At 35.3% G+C, this 18,628-nt stretch carries 9 protein-coding genes; 2 read left to right on the top strand and 7 right to left on the bottom strand.

Annotation, left to right across the window (positions count from 1 at the left end; all coding sequences use genetic code 11):
- Nucleotides 1-56 precede the first annotated feature (56 nt).
- Nucleotides 57-10,721 (top strand): T9SS type A sorting domain-containing protein, encoded by a 10,665-nt coding sequence (locus tag ABID42_RS22420; protein WP_367285567.1) that lies wholly within the window; start codon nt 57-59, stop codon nt 10,719-10,721.
- A gap of 64 nt (nt 10,722-10,785) precedes the next feature.
- Here ABID42_RS22420 and ABID42_RS22415 read toward each other — a convergent pair whose 3' ends face one another.
- The 7 genes from ABID42_RS22415 to ABID42_RS22385 form a co-directional block, all read right to left on the bottom strand.
- Nucleotides 10,786-11,502 carry an SDR family oxidoreductase gene (locus ABID42_RS22415; protein ID WP_367285566.1) on the bottom strand — a complete coding sequence of 239 codons (717 nt, stop codon included), beginning with the start codon at nt 11,500-11,502 and terminating at the stop codon, nt 10,786-10,788.
- Between the two features lie 139 nt (nt 11,503-11,641).
- The gene (locus tag ABID42_RS22410) at nt 11,642-13,186 is read right to left on the bottom strand and encodes a flavin monoamine oxidase family protein (protein WP_367285565.1); all 1,545 of its coding nucleotides are present in this window, start codon (nt 13,184-13,186) and stop codon (nt 11,642-11,644) included.
- 169 nt (nt 13,187-13,355) lie between these two features.
- Nucleotides 13,356-14,573, bottom strand: a complete 1,218-nt coding sequence (locus ABID42_RS22405) for a DUF3570 domain-containing protein (protein WP_367285564.1) — start codon at nt 14,571-14,573, stop codon at nt 13,356-13,358.
- Between the two features lie 163 nt (nt 14,574-14,736).
- Nucleotides 14,737-14,928, bottom strand: a complete 192-nt coding sequence (locus ABID42_RS22400) for a DUF4266 domain-containing protein (RefSeq protein WP_323259153.1) — start codon at nt 14,926-14,928, stop codon at nt 14,737-14,739.
- A gap of 60 nt (nt 14,929-14,988) precedes the next feature.
- A complete protein-coding gene (locus ABID42_RS22395; protein WP_367285563.1) occupies nt 14,989-15,933 on the bottom strand; it encodes an FAD:protein FMN transferase in 945 nt (314 codons plus the stop codon).
- Nucleotides 15,923-16,363, bottom strand: coding sequence for a thioredoxin family protein (locus tag ABID42_RS22390; RefSeq protein ID WP_367285562.1), 441 nt, complete (start codon nt 16,361-16,363; stop codon nt 15,923-15,925). The genes ABID42_RS22395 and ABID42_RS22390 overlap by 11 nt, the downstream gene beginning before the upstream one ends.
- Nucleotides 16,364-16,379: 16 nt before the next feature.
- The gene (locus ABID42_RS22385) at nt 16,380-16,883 is read right to left on the bottom strand and encodes a (2Fe-2S)-binding protein (protein ID WP_367285561.1); all 504 of its coding nucleotides are present in this window, start codon (nt 16,881-16,883) and stop codon (nt 16,380-16,382) included.
- Between the two features lie 288 nt (nt 16,884-17,171).
- Here ABID42_RS22385 and ABID42_RS22380 point away from each other — a divergent pair, with 288 nt between their 5' ends.
- Complete coding sequence (locus ABID42_RS22380; RefSeq protein WP_367285560.1) at nt 17,172-18,461, top strand: MFS transporter; 1,290 nt, start codon at nt 17,172-17,174, stop codon at nt 18,459-18,461.
- The last annotated feature ends 167 nt before the right edge of the window (nt 18,462-18,628 follow it).

Raw genomic sequence — 18,628 nt, 5'->3', positions numbered from 1 at the left:
TTTCATTATCACAAAAATTGCTTTATAATATTGCCCACCGATAAACATTTGCTCTTATGAAAACTCGTATTTTCTTAAGTTTAATGTTATTGATTTGCTTTTGCCTTTCAGTAACGCAAGCTCAAAATATAAATAGGGTAGAGTATTTCATTGACCAAGACCCGGGTTTTGGCAAAGGAACTGCTTTGGTAATTAACCCCAATATTGTGGTGTCGGGTACTTTTTCTATCCCGCTCTCATCCATGGAAATTCCAAATGGTTTACATCTTTTGGCAGTAAGAGCCAAAGATGTAAATAATAATTGGAGTGTTACATCAATTAGTACTTTTATGAAAGATAATATAACTTCTGCTACTCCATTGAGTTACATTAGTTATGCTGAGTACTTTATCGACAATGACCCCGGATTTGGTAAAGGAACTACTGTTAATTTAGAGAAAAGTAGTCAGATAAATAACTTTAATTTCACCATACCTCTTGCTCAAGATTTACCTAAGGGAGTACATTATTTAAATTTCAGGGTTAGAGATTTATCCGGGAAATGGAGTGTAGTTGCTATTAAACCTATTTTTAAAGAAGATAGCCCTTTAGAAATGACTTTATCTAATATTGCTAAAGTAGAATATTTTATTGATAAAGACCCCGGTTTTGGCAAAGGGTATGATGTTGCTTTTACCACTGGAACAAATATTAATAACTTGTCATTTACAGCTAATTTATCGGGTGTTCTTAGTGGGGAACATCAAATGTTTATTCGTGTAAAAGATACTAAAGGAAATTGGAGTTCCGTTGGTCTTAGAAAATTTACGCTCTGTAATGATGCTACTAGTATAAAAATTAATGTTCCATCTTCAACAACTGTTTGTCAAGGACAATCAATACAATTGAGTGTTCCAAGTGGATATAGATATCAATGGCAAAAGAATGGTAACAATATTTATGATGCTATTGCTAATACTTATCAAGTTACTGAATCTGGTCAATATCAAGTTGCTATTGTTAATAACTCATGCTTATTTACAAGTAATGCTGTTGATATTGTTGTTACTGCATTTCCAGAAAAGCCAAGTCTCCCTGTAAATTCTGTGGGTATTTGCGCTGGAAACTCAATAGTGCTAGATGCAAATGGATGTGATGGGATTTTGACTTGGTATGATGGAAATAATATTGTAGATAAATTGGTATCGCCATCAGTAACAACTAATTATAGAGCTACTTGTACTAAAAATGGATGTACAAGTGAGAAGAGTGATATTCTGAAAGTAACCGTAAATACATTATTATCAGCACCAATAATTTCAAGTTCTTTAAATGACATTTGTCAAGGAACTACTGTAACTTTAACTGCTTCAGGATGTAATGGTATTGTGAAATGGAATGATGATTCCGAGGGAAATACATTAACTGTTAAACCTAATAACACAACAACTTATTCAGCTTTTTGTAAAACAAATACTTGTACCAGTACTAATACATCTATTATTATTAAAGTAAAAAATACAACTGCTAATCAAACGGTTATCAATGCTGATAACCAAACGATTTGTAATGGAAGTACAGTTAACTTAAGCAGTAGTGGTTGTACAGGAAGCATTCTTTGGAGTACAGGTGCCATTACTAAAGATATTACGGTAAGTCCATCTGTTAACACAACTTATTCAGTTATTTGTACACAAAATAACTGTATTGGAACTTCTGTTAACGCTGTGAAAATATCAGTAATTCCTTCGATTGCAGCTTTAACTATCTCAGCTAAAGATGTATCTATTTGTAAAGGGGAAAGTACAATTTTAAGTGCTGGCTTTTGCTATGGAGTTACGCAATGGAATAATGGAGATATTGGGAGGAGTATTACGGTAAGTCCTACCATTTCTACTACTTATACTGCTGTCTGCTTGAATAATGGTTGTTCAAGTAGCGTAAGTAATGCTATAAAAATAAATGTTTCTGAATGTGAAAATACAGCTATTTCTATTACTGCAATAGAATATTTCATTGACAAAGACCCTGGTTTAGGAAAAGGGACTAATGTAAGTATAACCAATGCCTCTGCAATTACTAAAGATTTTAATGTTTCTTTGCCAAGTACACTTTCAGATGGAATACATACTTTGTCAGTAAGAGCTAAAGATTCAAAAGGAAGCTGGACTTCAGTTGCTATACGACCATTTGTGAAACAAAGTTTGAGCCAAAGCATTTTATCAACCATTACTCAATTAGAATATTTTTATGATAAAGATCCTGGTTATGGCAAGGGAACACAAATTACTGTTGCAAAACAAAATACTATTGATAACCTAAATATTACTTTACCGATTTCTAGTTCTTTAAGTGATGGATTACATTTTTTAACGATTCGGGCAAAAGATAGTAAAAATAGTTGGGGAGTGTCTGCAACCAAGGTTTTTCTGAAAAATGTAATATCAAATGTTGCACTATCAAATTTAACACAATTAGAGTATTTTGTAGATATTGACCCTGGTAATGGAAAAGGTATTGGAATTCCATTTACATCGGGACAGACATTGTCTAATCTTACATTTGATGTAAGTTTAAAGAATTTGAATTTGAGAGATGGAGAACATTTTCTACAATTAAGAGCGAAAGATAATAAAGGAAATTGGAGTAATGTTGGAACAAAAATATTCCAATCTTCAAATGAACTTGTTTCGATTGGTTCTGTAGCGAATTCGTATTGCAATCAACAAACAGTAAATATCCCATATACTGTAAAAGGGACATTTGAAAGTGATAATGAATTTATTGTACAAGTTTCAAATTCTGACGGTTTGTTTGGTGACTATTCTACAGAAATTGGTCGTTTAAATTCAAAAATTAATGCATCAATTGTTTCTAGTATTCCTAATATTGTTGGAGATAAATATAGAATTCGCATTAAAAGTACTAATCCTGTTCGTTACAGCGACTCCAAACCTATTGTGTTTAAACAGAAACCTAATAGACCAACCATTTCAAATGGTAGTGCAATCGATTTTTGTAAAGGAGGAAACGTAATTCTATCAGCATCAAGTGATGAGGGCAATATTCGTTGGTCAAATGGATTAATATCAACGCAAATCAATGCTAGTAAAGTAGGCGAATACTATGCAATTAGCACTTTGAATGGATGTTCGAGTGATATAAGTAATATTATTACAGTTACAAATAATGTTCCGTCTCCACAGGCTCCTCTTATTAGCTCCACAAATGCAGTAATTTGTTCAGGACAAACTGCGATTCTGAGAGCTACTGGTTGTTTAGGAACAGTGATATGGTCGAATGGTACAAGTGGCATAAATATAAATGTTTCTCCTACTATTACAACTAAGTATAAAGCAATATGTAGTGTTCAAAATTGTATTAGTGATTCAAGTTTAGCAACAACAATCACAGTTTTACCAAAACCAACTCAACCAAAGATTACAGTAAGCAATGCCACGGTTTGTGCTGGAAGCAGTTCTGTATTAACCTCAACAGCTTGTTTAGGAGGGACATTAACTTGGACTAGCGGATTAACAGGCAATTCAATTACTGTTTCACCGACATCTACGAAATCTTATAAAGTACTTTGTACAATTAATGGCTGTAAAAGTGATTCAAGTTTGGCTACGACGATTACTGTTGTACCTAAACCATCACAACCAAAAATTACTGCAAGTAATTCAAGTATTTGTGTTGGTGGCAGTTCAGTATTAACAGCAACAGCTTGTACAAACGGAACTTTGACTTGGACCAGTGGATTAACTGGAACTTCAATAACTGTTTCACCAACATCTACAAAATCTTATAAAGTACTTTGTACAATTAATGGTTGCAAAAGTGATTCAAGTTTGGCTACGACTATTACTGTTTTACCTAAACCATCACAACCAAAAATTACTGCAAGCAATTCAAGTATTTGTGTTGGGGGCAGTTCCGTATTAACCTCAACAGCTTGTACAAATGGAACATTAACTTGGACTGGTGGATTATCAGGCAATTCAATTACTGTTTCACCAACAGCTACGAAATCTTATAAAGCACTTTGTGCAGTGAATGGCTGTAAAAGTGATTCCAGTTTGGCTACAACGATTACAATTTTACCTAAACTGATTCAACCTATAATCACTGCGAGTAATTCAAGCATTTGTGTTGGTGGCAGTTCAGTATTAACCTCAACAGCTTGTACAAATGGAGTATTGACTTGGACAGGCGGATTAACTGGCAGTTCAATTACTGTTTCACCAACTTCAACAAGAAGCTATAAGGTACTTTGTACAATTAATGGCTGTAAAAGTGATTCGAGTTTAGCGACGACAATTACTGTTATTCCCAAACCAACACAACCCAAAATCACAGCGAGCAATGCCACGGTTTGTGCTGGAAGCAGTTCTATATTAACCTCAACAGCTTGTGTAGGAGGGACATTAACTTGGACTGGTGGATTAACTGGCAGTTCAATAACTGTTTCACCAACCGCAACCAAATCTTATAAAGTACTTTGTACCATTGGTGGTTGTAAAAGCGATTCCAGTTTGGCGACTACGATTACTGTTATTTCAAAACCTACACAACCAAAAATCACAGCGAGCAATACAAGTATTTGTGTTGGAAGCAGTTCTGTATTAACCTCAACAGCTTGTGTAGGAGGGACATTGACTTGGACTGGCGGTTTAACTGGCAGTTCAATAACTGTTTCACCAACAGCTACGAAATCTTATAAAGTACTTTGTACAATTAATGGTTGCAAAAGTGATTCAAGTTTGGCGACGACTATTACGGTTGTAGCTAAACCGATTCAACCTAAAATCATTGTGAGTAATTCAAGTATTTGTGTAGGAAGCAGTTCCGTATTAACCTCAACAGCTTGTACAAATGGAACTTTGACTTGGACTGATGGATTAACTGGAAATACAATTACGGCTTCACCAACCGCAACGAAATCTTATAAAGCTCTTTGTACTATTAATGGCTGTAAAAGTGATTCTAGTTTAGCTACGACTATTACTGTTTTACCTAAACCGATTCAACCAAAAATTACTGCAAGCAATTCAAGTATTTGTGTAGGAAGCAGTTCAGTATTAACCTCAAGTGCTTGTGTTGGAGGGACATTAACTTGGACTGGCGGTTTGACTGGAAGTTCAATTACTGTTTCGCCAACTAAAACTACTACTTATAAAGTACTTTGTACCATCGGAGGTTGTAAAAGTGATTCCAGTTTGGCAACTACAATTACTATTATTCAAAAACCTGTTCAACCAAAAATTACTGCAAATAATACAAGTATTTGTGCTGGAAGTAGTTCAGTATTGACATCAACCGCTTGTACAGGCGGAACATTGACTTGGACTGGCGGTTTGACAGGTAATTCAATTATTGTTTCGCCAACTGCGACAAAAGCCTATAAAGTACTTTGTACAATTGGTGGCTGTAAAAGTGATTCGAGTTTAGCGACGACAATTACTGTTATTCCTAAACCAACACAACCTAAAATCACTGCGAGCAATGCCACGGTTTGTACTGGAAGCAGTTCAGTATTGACATCAACCGCTTGTACAGGGGGAACATTGACTTGGACTGGCGGTTTGACAGGTAATTCAATTATTGTTTCGCCAACTGCGACAAAAGCCTATAAAGTACTTTGTACAATTGGTGGCTGTAAAAGTGATTCGAGTTTAGCGACGACAATTACTGTTATTCCTAAACCAACACAACCTAAAATCACTGCGAGCAATGCCACGGTTTGTACTGGAAGCAGTTCAGTATTAACCTCAACAGCTTGTGTTGGAGGCACATTAACTTGGACTGGTGGATTAGCAGGCAATTCAATTACTGTTTCACCAACTTCAACAAGAAGCTATAAGGTACTTTGTACCATTGGTGGTTGTAAAAGTGATTCAAGTTTGGCAACTACAATTAATGTAATTGCTAAACCAACACAACCAAAAATCACTGCAAGCAATTCAAGTATTTGTGTAGGAGGTAATTCAGTTTTAACCTCAACAGCTTGTGTTGGAGGTACATTGACTTGGACAGGCGGATTAACTGGCAGTTCAATTACTGTTTCACCAACCGCAACTAAATCTTATAAAGTACTTTGTACCATTGGTGGCTGTAAAAGTGATTCAAGTTTGGTAACGACGATTACTGTTGTTCCTAAACCTACACAACCTAAAATCATTGTGAGTAATTCAAGTATTTGTGTTGGTGGCAGTTCAGTATTAACAGCAACAGCTTGTACAAATGGAGTATTGACTTGGACAGGCGGATTAACTGGCAGTTCAATTACTGTTTCTCCAACATCTACCAAATCTTATAAAGTACTTTGTACAATTGGTAGTTGTAAAAGTGATTCAAGTTTGGTAACGACAATTACTGTTACTTCAAAACCTACACAACCCAAAATCACCGTAAACAATACTAATATTTGTGTTGGTGGCAGTTCAATATTAACAGCAACCGCATGTACAGGTGGGACATTAACTTGGACTGGTGGATTAACAGGCAATTCAATAACTGTTTCACCAACAGCTACGAAATCTTATAAAGCACTTTGTACAATTAATGGTTGCAAAAGTGATTCTAGTTTAGCGACAACGATTACAATTTTACCTAAACCGATTCAACCTATAATTACTGCAAGCAATTCAAGTATTTGTGTTGGTGGCAGTTCAGTATTAACCTCAACAGCTTGTACAAATGGAGTATTGACTTGGACTGGCGGTTTAACAGGCAATTCAATAACTGTTTCACCAACAGCTACGAAATCTTATAAAGTACTTTGTACAATTGGTGGCTGCAAAAGTGATTCAAGTTTAGCGACGACGATTACTATTACGCCAAAACCCACACAACCAAAAATTACTGCAAGCAATTCAAGTATTTGTGTAGGAGGCAATTCAGTATTAACCTCAACAGCTTGTGTTGGAGGGACATTAACTTGGACTGGTGGATTAACAGGCAATTCAATTACCGTTTCACCAACAGCAACCAAATCTTATAAAGTACTTTGTACAATTGGTAGTTGTAAAAGTGATTCAAGTTTGGTAACAACAATTACTGTTACTCCAAAACCTAATGCTCCTGTAATCTCTTCAAATGTTACTTGTACAAATTCTGTAACCAAACAATGGGATAAAACGCTTAAAGGAAATGGTTCTGAGAATATCAGAGTAATGCTAAATTTACCTGATGGTGGATATATTATAGGTGGAGAGAACTACTCTGATATTACTAGTAGTCTCGATTATTGGCTTGTAAAAACTGATGCCAAAGGTAACAAAGTTTGGGAAAAAACTTTTGGGGGAACAAAAGATGAAAATCTTGCAAGTATGTTAGCCACTGCTGATGGAGGCTATGTATTATTAGGCATTTCAAATTCAGATATTAGTGCTGATAAATCGGAAGCTTCCAGGGGCACAAATGACTACTGGGTAATTAAAGTCAATGCCAATGGCACTAAGGTTTGGGATAAAACTTTTGGCGGAAATGCTCAAGATACTCCCAAAAGTATAGTAGCTACGTCTGACGGTGGTTTTATTTTGGGGGGACAGTCATTATCTGGACTCAGTGGCGATAAAACAGAAGCATCAAAAGGTACTTATGATTTTTGGATAGTAAAAATTAATGCTAATGGCTCTAAAGTTTGGGATAAAACTTTTGGTGGAGATAATGAAGAATATCTTTCTAAAATACTAATTACCGCTGATGGAGGATATTTATTGGGTGGTCACTCAAGTTCAGGAATAAGTGGCAATAAATCTGAAACTTCTAAAGGAGCAAGCGATTATTGGATAGTAAAAATCAATGCAAATGGCTCTAAAGTTTGGGATAAAGCTTTTGGTGGAAATAGTGTTGAATATTTGGGAGATATAAGTACAACAAGCGATGGTGGATTTTTATTAGTGGGAGATTCCTATTCAGGTTTGAGCGGTGACAAAACACAATCTTTAAAAGGAGATACTGATTATTGGGCAGTAAAAATTAATGCCAATGGGCTTAAAATTTGGGATAAAGCCTTCGGTGGTAATAGTTCAGAATATTTTAAAGCCATAGCTAATACAAATGATGGTGGATTTATCTTAGCGGGTTACTCTTTTTCAGGAATAAGTGGCGATAAATCCGAAGCCTCGAATGGAAATTCTGACTACTGGGCAATACGAATTGATGCCAATGGAGTAAAAGTTTGGGATAAAGCTTTTGGGGGAAATAGCCATGATATGCTTTCAAATATTATTACTTCAAATGATGGGGGCTTTTTATTAGGAGGTACTTCTTTATCGGGGTTAAGTGGAGATAAAACAGATGTAGGTACTCAGTATCAATACTGTTGGATAGTCAAAGCTTCCGTTTGTAACCCCAATAATATCACATCTTCGCAAAAACCAACCCTCACAGCCACAGGCTGTACAGGTACAGTCACTTGGAGTAATGGTGCTACTGGGAATTCTATTACAGTCAGCCCAAGTACTGCTACTACTTATACTGCTACTTGTACGGTTAATGGTTGTGTAAGTACTGTAAGCAATTCCATTACAGTATCTGTTACAGTAACAAAACCAACTACTCCAACCATTACAGCAAGTAATGCTACAATCTGTGCAGGAACAAACGCCACATTAACTGCTTCTGCTTGTACAGGTGGAACTTTAACTTGGACAGATGGTTTAACGGGCAATAGTATCACTGTTTCACCAACAGCTACAAAGACTTACAAAGTAGTTTGTTCTCAAAATGGAATTATTAGCGATTCAAGTGCTGCGGTAACTGTTACTGTAAATCCAAAACCCACACAACCAAAAAACACAGTAAGTAACGCTACAATTTGTGCTGGCGGAAGTGCTGTGTTGAGTGCAACCGCTTGTTCTGGTGGGACTTTGACTTGGACTGGTGGCTTGACGGGTGCTTCAATAACTGTTTCACCAACGGCTACAAAATCTTATAAAGCTATTTGTGCAATCAATGGCTGTAAAAGTGATTCTTCACTTGCAACAACTGTTAATGTTTTAGCTAAACCGAATGCTCCTACCATTACATCTAAATCGACAACTGTAAGTTCCGTGGTTAAGCAGTGGGAGAAAACTTATGGAGGAAACTGGTATGATAATCTAAGCTGCGTTGTTCCTACTCAAGATGGTGGTTATTTATTGGGAGGTAATTCTTCATCAAACATCATCAGTGGTGAGAAATCTGAAGATATAGTGGGTGGTTGGATTGTAAAAATTAATGCTGACGGCAATAAGATTTGGGATAAAGCTTACAAAGACATTTTTCTGGCTGCAAATGGTGGTATTGGTCTAAGATCAATAATTCCCACTTCTGATGGAGGATTTTTGCTTGGTGCAACTTCTATCACAAATACAGGGGCAATAGATTTCTGGCTTATCAAGATAGATGCTAATGGCAACAAAATCTGGGATAAAACTTTTGGAGGAATAGCAGAGGATTATCTTGTTAAAATAATAAGTACCTCAGATGGAGGATTTTTAATTGGTGGTTCCTCTTTATCATCAGGTACTAATGGATACCTTGATTATTTAGTAATAAAAGTTGATGCAAATGGAAATAAACAATGGACTAAGTTTTATGGGGCTGCTGGTCATGAAACACTTTCGAGTATCATAAAAACCTCAGATGGTGGTTATTTATTAGCAGGGGATTCTCACTCAAATATTGGGGGAGATAAATCTGAAAATAGTAAAGGTCTTTATTCTTCCGATTATTGGATTGTAAAAATAGATGCAAATGGAACAAAAATTTGGGATAAAACCTTGGGAGGAGATAATAATGATGCATCTCCAGATATTGTTCAAACATCAGATGGAGGTTTTTTGCTGGGAGGGAGTTCTCGTTCAAGTATCAGTGGTGATAAATCTGAAAATTATAGAGGGGATGTAGGATATGATGATTTTTGGATTGTTAAACTTGATAGCAAAGGCACAAAAATTTGGGATAAAACTTTTGGAGGAAGTATGAATGATAAACTTATAAAAATTATGACTACTGCAGACGGAGGATTTTTATTAGGAGGTTCTTCTTACTCAGGTATTGGTTTGAATAAATCTGAAGATACTCAGGGTCATTGGCTTATCAAAATGGATGCTAATGGGCAAAAAATTTGGGATAAAACTTTTGGAGGAATTGGGACTGACCCTGGTATATATGACATATCTCCAACCTCAGATGGTGGATATATATTCGGAGGTTCATCAAAGTCTTCCAATCGCCAAATGGATTATTGGATTGTAAAAATCAAAGAAAACAAAACTACTACAACCACCCTCAACGCCACAGGCTGTACTGGTACAGTTACTTGGAGTAATGGTTCAACTGGAAATTCTATCACAGTAAGCCCAAGTACTGCTACGACTTATACGGCTACTTGTACAGTGAATGGTTGTGTGAGTTCGGCAAGTAATGCGATTAAAGTAAATCCTGATTTGACTACGACTAGCACAGGTTCTATGTACGAGGCTGCTAGGTTGGATGCAAATCCTTCAAAGCCTGATACAAGGATTGAGTTTAAGGTTTTCCCAAATCCTGCTAAAGAAGAACTCAATGTTGAAACAGATTTAGAAGGTGAAGCTACAATCCAGTTGTATAATATGATTGGTCAGCAAGTTTTGGAAAGTACTTTTGTCAAGAAAACGAAGATTCCATTAATCAACCTTAGTAAAGGTTCTTATTTTTACTTGATTCAATATCAAGAATATCGAAAAACTGGAAAGGTTTTGTTAGAATAAATTGTTGTTGGTTTAATTTAGGGTAATCCAAATCTGGGTTACCCTAAATTTTAATAGACTTCTGTTAATAATCCTGACTCATTGGGTGAATCATCAATTCATCAATCACCACATGTTTTGGGGCTTCGAGAATATAAGTAATTGTATCAGCCATGTTTTGTGAAGTTAAATATTTGGCTTGATAAGGGTCGCCTTCTTCACGAGTATGGAAATAAGTATCCACTAAACCTGAATATACTACCGATACTTTGATGCCGTCTTTGCGAACTTCTTTGCGTAATGCCATCGAGAAAGCATCTTGAGCATATTTTGATGAACAGTATAGTGAACCACCATCAAAAACTCGTTTGGCAACATCTGATGCAATGTTGATGATGTGTCCTTCGCCAGCAGATTTCATGAATGGAATGGCTTCACGACAAAACAAGAAAGTGCCTTTTACATTGGTTTCATAAATTGAATCCCATTCTTCAGTACTGATGTCGCTAGCTTGTTTGAAAATTCCGAATCCAGCATTGTTAATCAAAGCATCAATTTTACCAAATATTTCTATCGTTGCAGAAATACATGCTTTTACGAAAACGTCATCGCCCACAGAACCTACAAATATTTCAGCTTTAGCTCCTTTGGCTTCGATTTCACTTTTTAAACTAACAAGTTCGGCTTCGCTTCTGGCTACAAGACTAAGATTTACGCCTTTATCTGCTAATAATAAAGCCAATGCTCTACCAATACCTTTGCTCGCTCCTGTGACTAAAATGGTTTTATTTTGAAGTGACATATTTTATTTTTGTTTATAAAAATTAGTTAAAAGGAATTTCCTCTACAGCATAAAATTAATAGAAGCGAAAAATCTTCTTGTCCTTATCAAATAGAATATTTCAGAATAAGCAAAATTATTTTTGAAAGAGCGTTATTAATTATCTTCGATTAAGAACTTTTTTAATGATTCTTTCAGCTGCGATTCTACCTGTTTCAGCACCGCCATTCATAAAACCACCAAACTCTTTACTACAGTGTTCTCCTGCAAAGAGTAAATTTCCTAATGGTGTGTCAATATGCTTCAGCATCGTAATTCTTTGTCCAGTTTTTAAACATTGATAGCTACCTTTTGAAAAGGGATATTTCGACCAATTAAACTGATTGGTATAACCAGAATAGTTAGCTGTTGCACCTGAAAATGCTTCTTCAATTTTAGGTAAATACGATTCTCCACTTTTACTGGTTACTTCTGCACCATTTTCTCCGCCCAAGAAAATCGTAAAAATAGATTTTCCTTGGTTTTGATTTTGTAGCAAGAAACTATCCCAACCATTTTGTAAATCATCTGCATAAAAAGCACCATTATAGCCATGCTTACGCCAAACTCTTTCTTTGAATTCCAAAAAACATTTGGCATTGGTACCATAACCTAATCCTTGAATACTGTTTAGTTTTTCTTTACTCATTCCAGATAAAGTATTAATTCCTTCTATATTTTTCAGAATAGTGAATGGAATGGTCATAATCACAAAATCAGCAAATACTTCTTCTGATTGATTACTAAACTTCAATAAAAATCCTTTGTTTTTGTTGCGAATATGTTGAAGAGCGTGATTGTAATGTATTTTGTTAGGGAATTTTTTCGCAATTTTTTCACAGATTTGATGATTTCCTCCTTTTAGTTTGAAACGCTCGTCGCTTTTCCCAAAAATATCAAAAGTACCTTGTTCTTGCTCGCCAATTAATTCAATGAAGTTGAGCGAAGATTGTACTTCTGTTTCCAACCCATATTCTCCTGTATAAGCCAAAGAAAGTCCCTTTAAAAACCAAGCATCAGTTTCTAAAGATGAAAGGTATTCTTTGAGTGAAGTATAGTCCAAATCAAAATAGTTTTTACCTTGAGCTTTGGCATCGGTCGCTATTTTTTGTCTGATGTTCTGAAAAGATTTAATTGCATCTTTGATATGATACTTCTTGCCATCAATAACAAATAAATCAGAAACTAAAGTATCTTTCTGAGTATCAATTTTTTCAATGCCCAACTCATTTGCCAAGCAAAGCATATCTTCATGATTGCAATCAATAAATTCAGCACCAAGTTCAGTGGTGGCGTTATTTCCGTTGAGTTTATCAGTATAAATTCTTCCACCAATTCTTCCAGAAGCTTCATAAATAGAAAAATTGTGTGTGAAGTTATTTTTATGAAGTGTATAACCAGCATTTAGCCCTGCAATACCTGCACCAATAATAGCAATTTTTAGGTGAGCGGGGGAATTAGTTACAGGAAGGGAAAAAGCATTACTTGCTAGTAAGATTGAACTAGCGCCAATACTTTGTTTGATAAAATCTCGGCGATTACCCTTTTCTGACTGATGTTCAAACCATTCAGCAATTTCATCTATAGGAGGCATTCCCGCTTTATTTGATAAATCGGCTAATGCACTAAGCTTTTGGATGAGATTCAGTAAATGTGTCTTAGCCATAAAGTTTATGTTTTATGAATGAAACAATGAACGAGAATGGGCTAAAATTAAAACTATTTTATTGTAAAGCCATATTTGTTGGATTTTTTGTGAAATTCAACAGAAAACAAAAAGCGTAGAGAAAACCTTTCGGCTTTTCTACGCTTTTAAATGGGTATTTTACAGATACTTACTTAAACTTCACTAACATCGTTACAATATTTGAAGTCATGCCTGTAGTTCGAGTATAATGTCCATATCGTAATTCTAAACTATTCCATTCTTTGATTCCCAAAACTCCTTTGGCTGGCATAAATCTTACTCCTGAACCAATAAAAGTACTGTTGAAACCAGAGATGTCGTAGTCGCTGGTATAATAAGCGCTGTTAATATCATTTTGTCCATAAGGATTAAAATACTTCACTGCTGTTTGAGTGTTGTATCGATAAAATGGGCTAAATGAAACATAAGGGCTTAATTTTACAGTTGCTTCTAAATTCATTGTATTGGCTTTCATACCCCAATCATCCAAATAATATCTGTAAAATGCTCTCAGAATGGTTCTATCACCCAAGAAATAACTTAGTCGCATTCCGATTGGTAATTTCATCCTTGTTCCCGGTAATCTTTCTACACTTTCTGAACCATCTTTAAAGTAAATTCGATGAAAAGGAGTACTGAGTAAACCTTCTTGATAGGCTGGTTCGGCGGTTACCAATACTTGTAAGCGTTTATTAATAATTTGTGACAAAGAGAAAGCAAGATTATAAGAATTTCTCGGTCTTGATTCAATTGGGTCACGGTCGCCGTGTGCGCCTGAACCATAATTGGTTGGTCGAAGTTCTGGCGGTAAAATTACCGACCAAGTATCAAAGAAAGCACCACCTTTAATACTGAATTCACGATTGTTGTCTTTTGATGCTTTCGCAAAATTCAAATTGAATCCATAAGATTTATAATCATATTCAGTTGAGTAAGAGAAACTCAGCCCTTTGGTTGTTCTGTTTGCATCGTTTTTCATACTCCAACTAATAGTAGGATAAAAGTGAGTATCTTTTCTGGATGCTGAAGAAACAGTTAAAGGGTCGATGTTATCAGAAGAAGCAGAAGTATAAAAGTCCACATTCAAATCAATATTGAAAGTATGTAAACGATTTTTCCAATCGTACTTTGTCAATTTTAAATCAATTGAATTGGCGAAATCGGTTAATTTTTCTGTACCAATTCCACCTGTTACTGCCGAATTGTTGCCATCTTGACCATAATAACTTGATACAAAATTTACTTCTTCAATTTTTAACTTTCTTTTTTCATACGAGGAGGCTTCCTCTGTGGTTTTGTTTTGCGCAAAAGTATTGTTGATCATTGCCGACATTAATACAGCAACTGATAAGATGATTTTCTTCATTTGATTAAGGATTAAGTGGTTAGTTTTAATGTAAAGAAGCAAGATACAAGAAGTAAGATTTAAGTAGAGATATTTGAATAAAGGTTGACTCACTAAGATTTTGAATCAATATCTTTTACAGTATTTATCTTGCTTCTTATATCTTTTATCTAAAATCTAACAATCAATTACATCCACAACCACCACCACTTTTTCCACCGTTTGCACCAGATGCACCTTCACGATACATATAAAAACTCTGTTCAAATTTCTCAGACTTTCTTGATGCTAACTCCATCTCAGAATCATTGATTCTACTTTTTTGGTATTCCTTTACAGAAACACAAGATTGGCTTGAAAGTCCTACTAGAACCATAAAAGCCACTATATATGGATATTTTCTTTTATTCATGATTGTGAAGTTTAAATAGCTTCTTTATTTGATGTTAATATTTTTGGAAGTAAAGATTTTATTATGGTCGTCAACAATGATACAAGCAATTCCTTGAATTTGATTAATAAGATTTAAACCTACTTTTACGCCCATCACCATTACTGGCGTTGCCATTGCATCGGCTATTTCTGCATTCGGACTTAAAATCGTAACGCTTTTAATGCCTGAAACAGGCAAGCCAGTTTTTGGGTCGATTGTATGCGAATATTTCTTTCCATCAATCACAACAAACTTTTCATAATTGCCAGAAGTCGCTACTGCAACATTACTGATATTCAATGCCGAAAAAGTACTTTGTTGGGCATCTGGGTCGGCAATGCCAATTGTCCACGATTTTCCATTGGGTTGGGTTCCCCATGTTGTTAAATCACCAGCAGCATTCACAATTCCACTTTTTACACCTTTGGCAATCATCAATGCTTTTGCTTTTTCTGCGGCATAACCTTTGCCAATTCCTCCAAAACCGATTCGCATTCCTTTTTCTTTCAAAAAAATACTTGAATCCTGTTGATTTAAGATGACATTTTTATAATTGATTAATCGAACAGATTGGCGAGCGGTTTCTGCATCTGGAAGTGCTTTCATTGTTAAATCAAAGTTCCAGAGACTTTTGTCGATAGAACCATAAGTAATATCAAATGCTCCTTGAGTCAGCTCAGAAATTCTAATTGAACGCTGAATTAACTCAAAAACTTCTCTATCAACTTTTACAGCTTGAATACCAGCATTTTGATTAATCAGATTAGTTTGGCTATTGTCTGAAAAAGTAGTCAATAGCTTTTCAATCCTACTGATTTCATCAATGGCTTCTGCTATTCGCTCATTTGCCCAATCTTCATTTTCATCAACAACACTAATTTCAAAGGCATTGCCCATGAGTTTCAGTTTTTTCTTATGAATCAGATGGCTTGAATCACTAACGAGCATGAGTTGACGTTTGGATTTCGTTGATAAAGCTTTCTGGGGTTAAAGTATTTGGATAACCATCCCATTCTTTAACTTTTTTGCCGTTGGCATCAATTAGAACCGTCAAAGGAAATTTCCCTTGGTTATTATATTTTTCAGCTAGTTGTTCATTTTGAGCAGTCTGTTTAGCATCTAATTGATTTTTTTTCAATCTTGGAAAATCCGCTCTTACCAAAACCAAATTTTCATTAGCGTATTTTTGAAAAATTTCAGACTCGAAAATGTCTTTTTTCAATTTAATACAAGGAATGCACCAATCAGAACCAGAAAAATTCAAAAGAATATATTTTTTGGATTGATTAGCTTCAGTTTTAGCTTTTTCAAAATCTAATGTCCAATCAGGATTTGAGAAAAACAATAAAAAACAAAGTGATACGATGATAGATTTCATAAGAATTTGATTGAGTTTAACTGTAAACCACAAGGGTTTTGCCATCTGTGGCGGTTTTATAAACGGTGAGTCCTTTGCTTCCGAAGCTATTTTTACCTACGCCAGTAAGAGTAAATCTAGCGCCGTGGTCGGTGCAATAATATTCGTTTACATTAAAAATGACTCTCTTTTTGGGTTCATGCGAGCAGGTTTGCGTTGCTGCAACAAATACTCCTGTTGATGCTTGAGCGACCACAATACCACTCTGGGTAATGTAACCTCCTACTTTGTTAAGATTAGTTGCTGTGCTAGAAGATAAATCGATGGTGAGTAAGCGGTTGGTGATAGTACTTAAATCAGTTCCTGTGCTAGGGGTTGTTGTTCCAGTTCCTGTGTCAGTACTTGAACCAGTACCAGCACTAGTGGGCGAAATTGTTAAGGCAGGTAAAACAGAATCTTCAGCTTTAGTGCAGGCAGTGAGTACAGCCATAAGAGCGGCACCTCTGAAACCAATTGATTTTAGAAATTCATGACGTTTCATAAAGAGATTTAATAATTTATAATGGTTATTGGATCGCATAAGATTGGTTTTCCCAATCTTATATAGAATACAAACTTTTTAACAAGAATATTGCTTGAACTTAGAAAATCTATATAAAAAATGTCAATAAATGATTTATATCATTCTTTACCGCTTCTAAATCATGATTAGTGAATTAAATTAACGAATAGACTAAGCTTGTTTTAAGTAAAACTTGAGGGATTCAACTATATTTGCCATACACTCCATAAAAATCAAGCAGCTTAGCATTATATTTTTAATTGAACCATGAAAAATAACCCTAAAACCTTAACCGCCTGGACAATGTACGACTGGGCAAATTCGGTTCATTCTCTTACCATTACTTCAGCCATTTTTCCGATTTATTATCCAATTGCGGCAATTATGTTGCCTTCAAAAAGTAGAACTTTAGACTTTTTCGGTTTTCAACTTGAAAATACCGTTTTGTATTCTTATGCTGTTTCGATTGGCTTTTTGTTATTAGCTTTTTCTGTGCCACTTGTTTCTGCTATTTCAGATTACACGGGTAAGAAAAAGGTATTCATGAAAATGTATTGTTATTTGGGTGCCATTAGCTGTATGTTAATGTATTTTTTTGAAGAAGGAAGATATTATTTAGGCACTTTTGCTTTTCTATTTTCAATAGTAGGCTGGGGTGGAAGTATCGTTTTTTATAATTCATATTTACCTGAAATTGCTACGGAAGACCAATATGATAGACTATCAGCCAGAGGTTTTACAATGGGATATTTAGGAAGTGTGATTTTGTTGATCCAGAATTTAACAATGGTTTTAAAACCTGAATGGTATGGTGGAATTAGTGGAGGAGAAGCTTCAAGAATTTCGTTTTTAACGGTTGGAATTTGGTGGATTGTTTTTGCCCAATATTCATTTTTCTATTTACCGAAAGATTCTAAAGTACAAAAACAGGAGGGAAGCTGGATTTTCAACGGTTTTAAAGAATTAAAGAAAGTATTCAACGAATTAGAAAACCTAAATATCACGAAACGTTTTTTAACTTCTTTCTTTTTCTACAATATGGGGGCGCAAACTGTTATGTATTTAGGTGCATTGTTTGGAAGTGAAGAATTGAAATTGCCTTCTGATGCGTTGATTGTAACTGTTTTATTGATTCAGCTAGTTGCCATTGTTGGTGCATATTTGTTTGCGAAAATCTCGGAAAAAGTCGGCAATACTAAATCGCTTTCCATCATTGTAATCAGTTGGGTGTTTATTTGTATTGCGGCTTATTTTGTGACGACTCGTAATGAATTTTACTTTTTAGCGACTGGTATCGGTTTTGTAATGGGTGGGATTCAGTCGCTTTCTCGTTCTACTTATGCGAAATTGATTCCTGAAGAAACACATGATACTGCTTCATACTTTAGTTTTTACGATGTTTGCGACCGACTTTCTACCGTTATCGGTACGTTTATGTTTGGTTTGGTGAATCAATTAACAGGAAGTATGCGTATGAGCGTACTTTTCTTGACGGTTTTCTTTATTATCGGCTTAATAATTTTATCAAGAGTACCTTCTCAGAAGATTTATAGATAGGTTTTTTAGATATGAATTATTAATTAGTACTGTACGAAGGATTAAATTAGTATTTAAAATGTCTGTTTAACCAATGATTTGGTGTAGTTGCAACCCTTGCGGTTGCTCGTCTGAAACGACAACAGCAAGAGTTGTCGCTACAAATTGCCCTTTAAAAACTGATTTAA

This window comes from Arcicella rosea (assembly GCF_040543805.1).
In the GTDB taxonomy this organism is placed as follows: domain Bacteria; phylum Bacteroidota; class Bacteroidia; order Cytophagales; family Spirosomataceae; genus Arcicella; species Arcicella rosea.
This window is presented reverse-complemented; position numbering and strand designations above follow the sequence as displayed.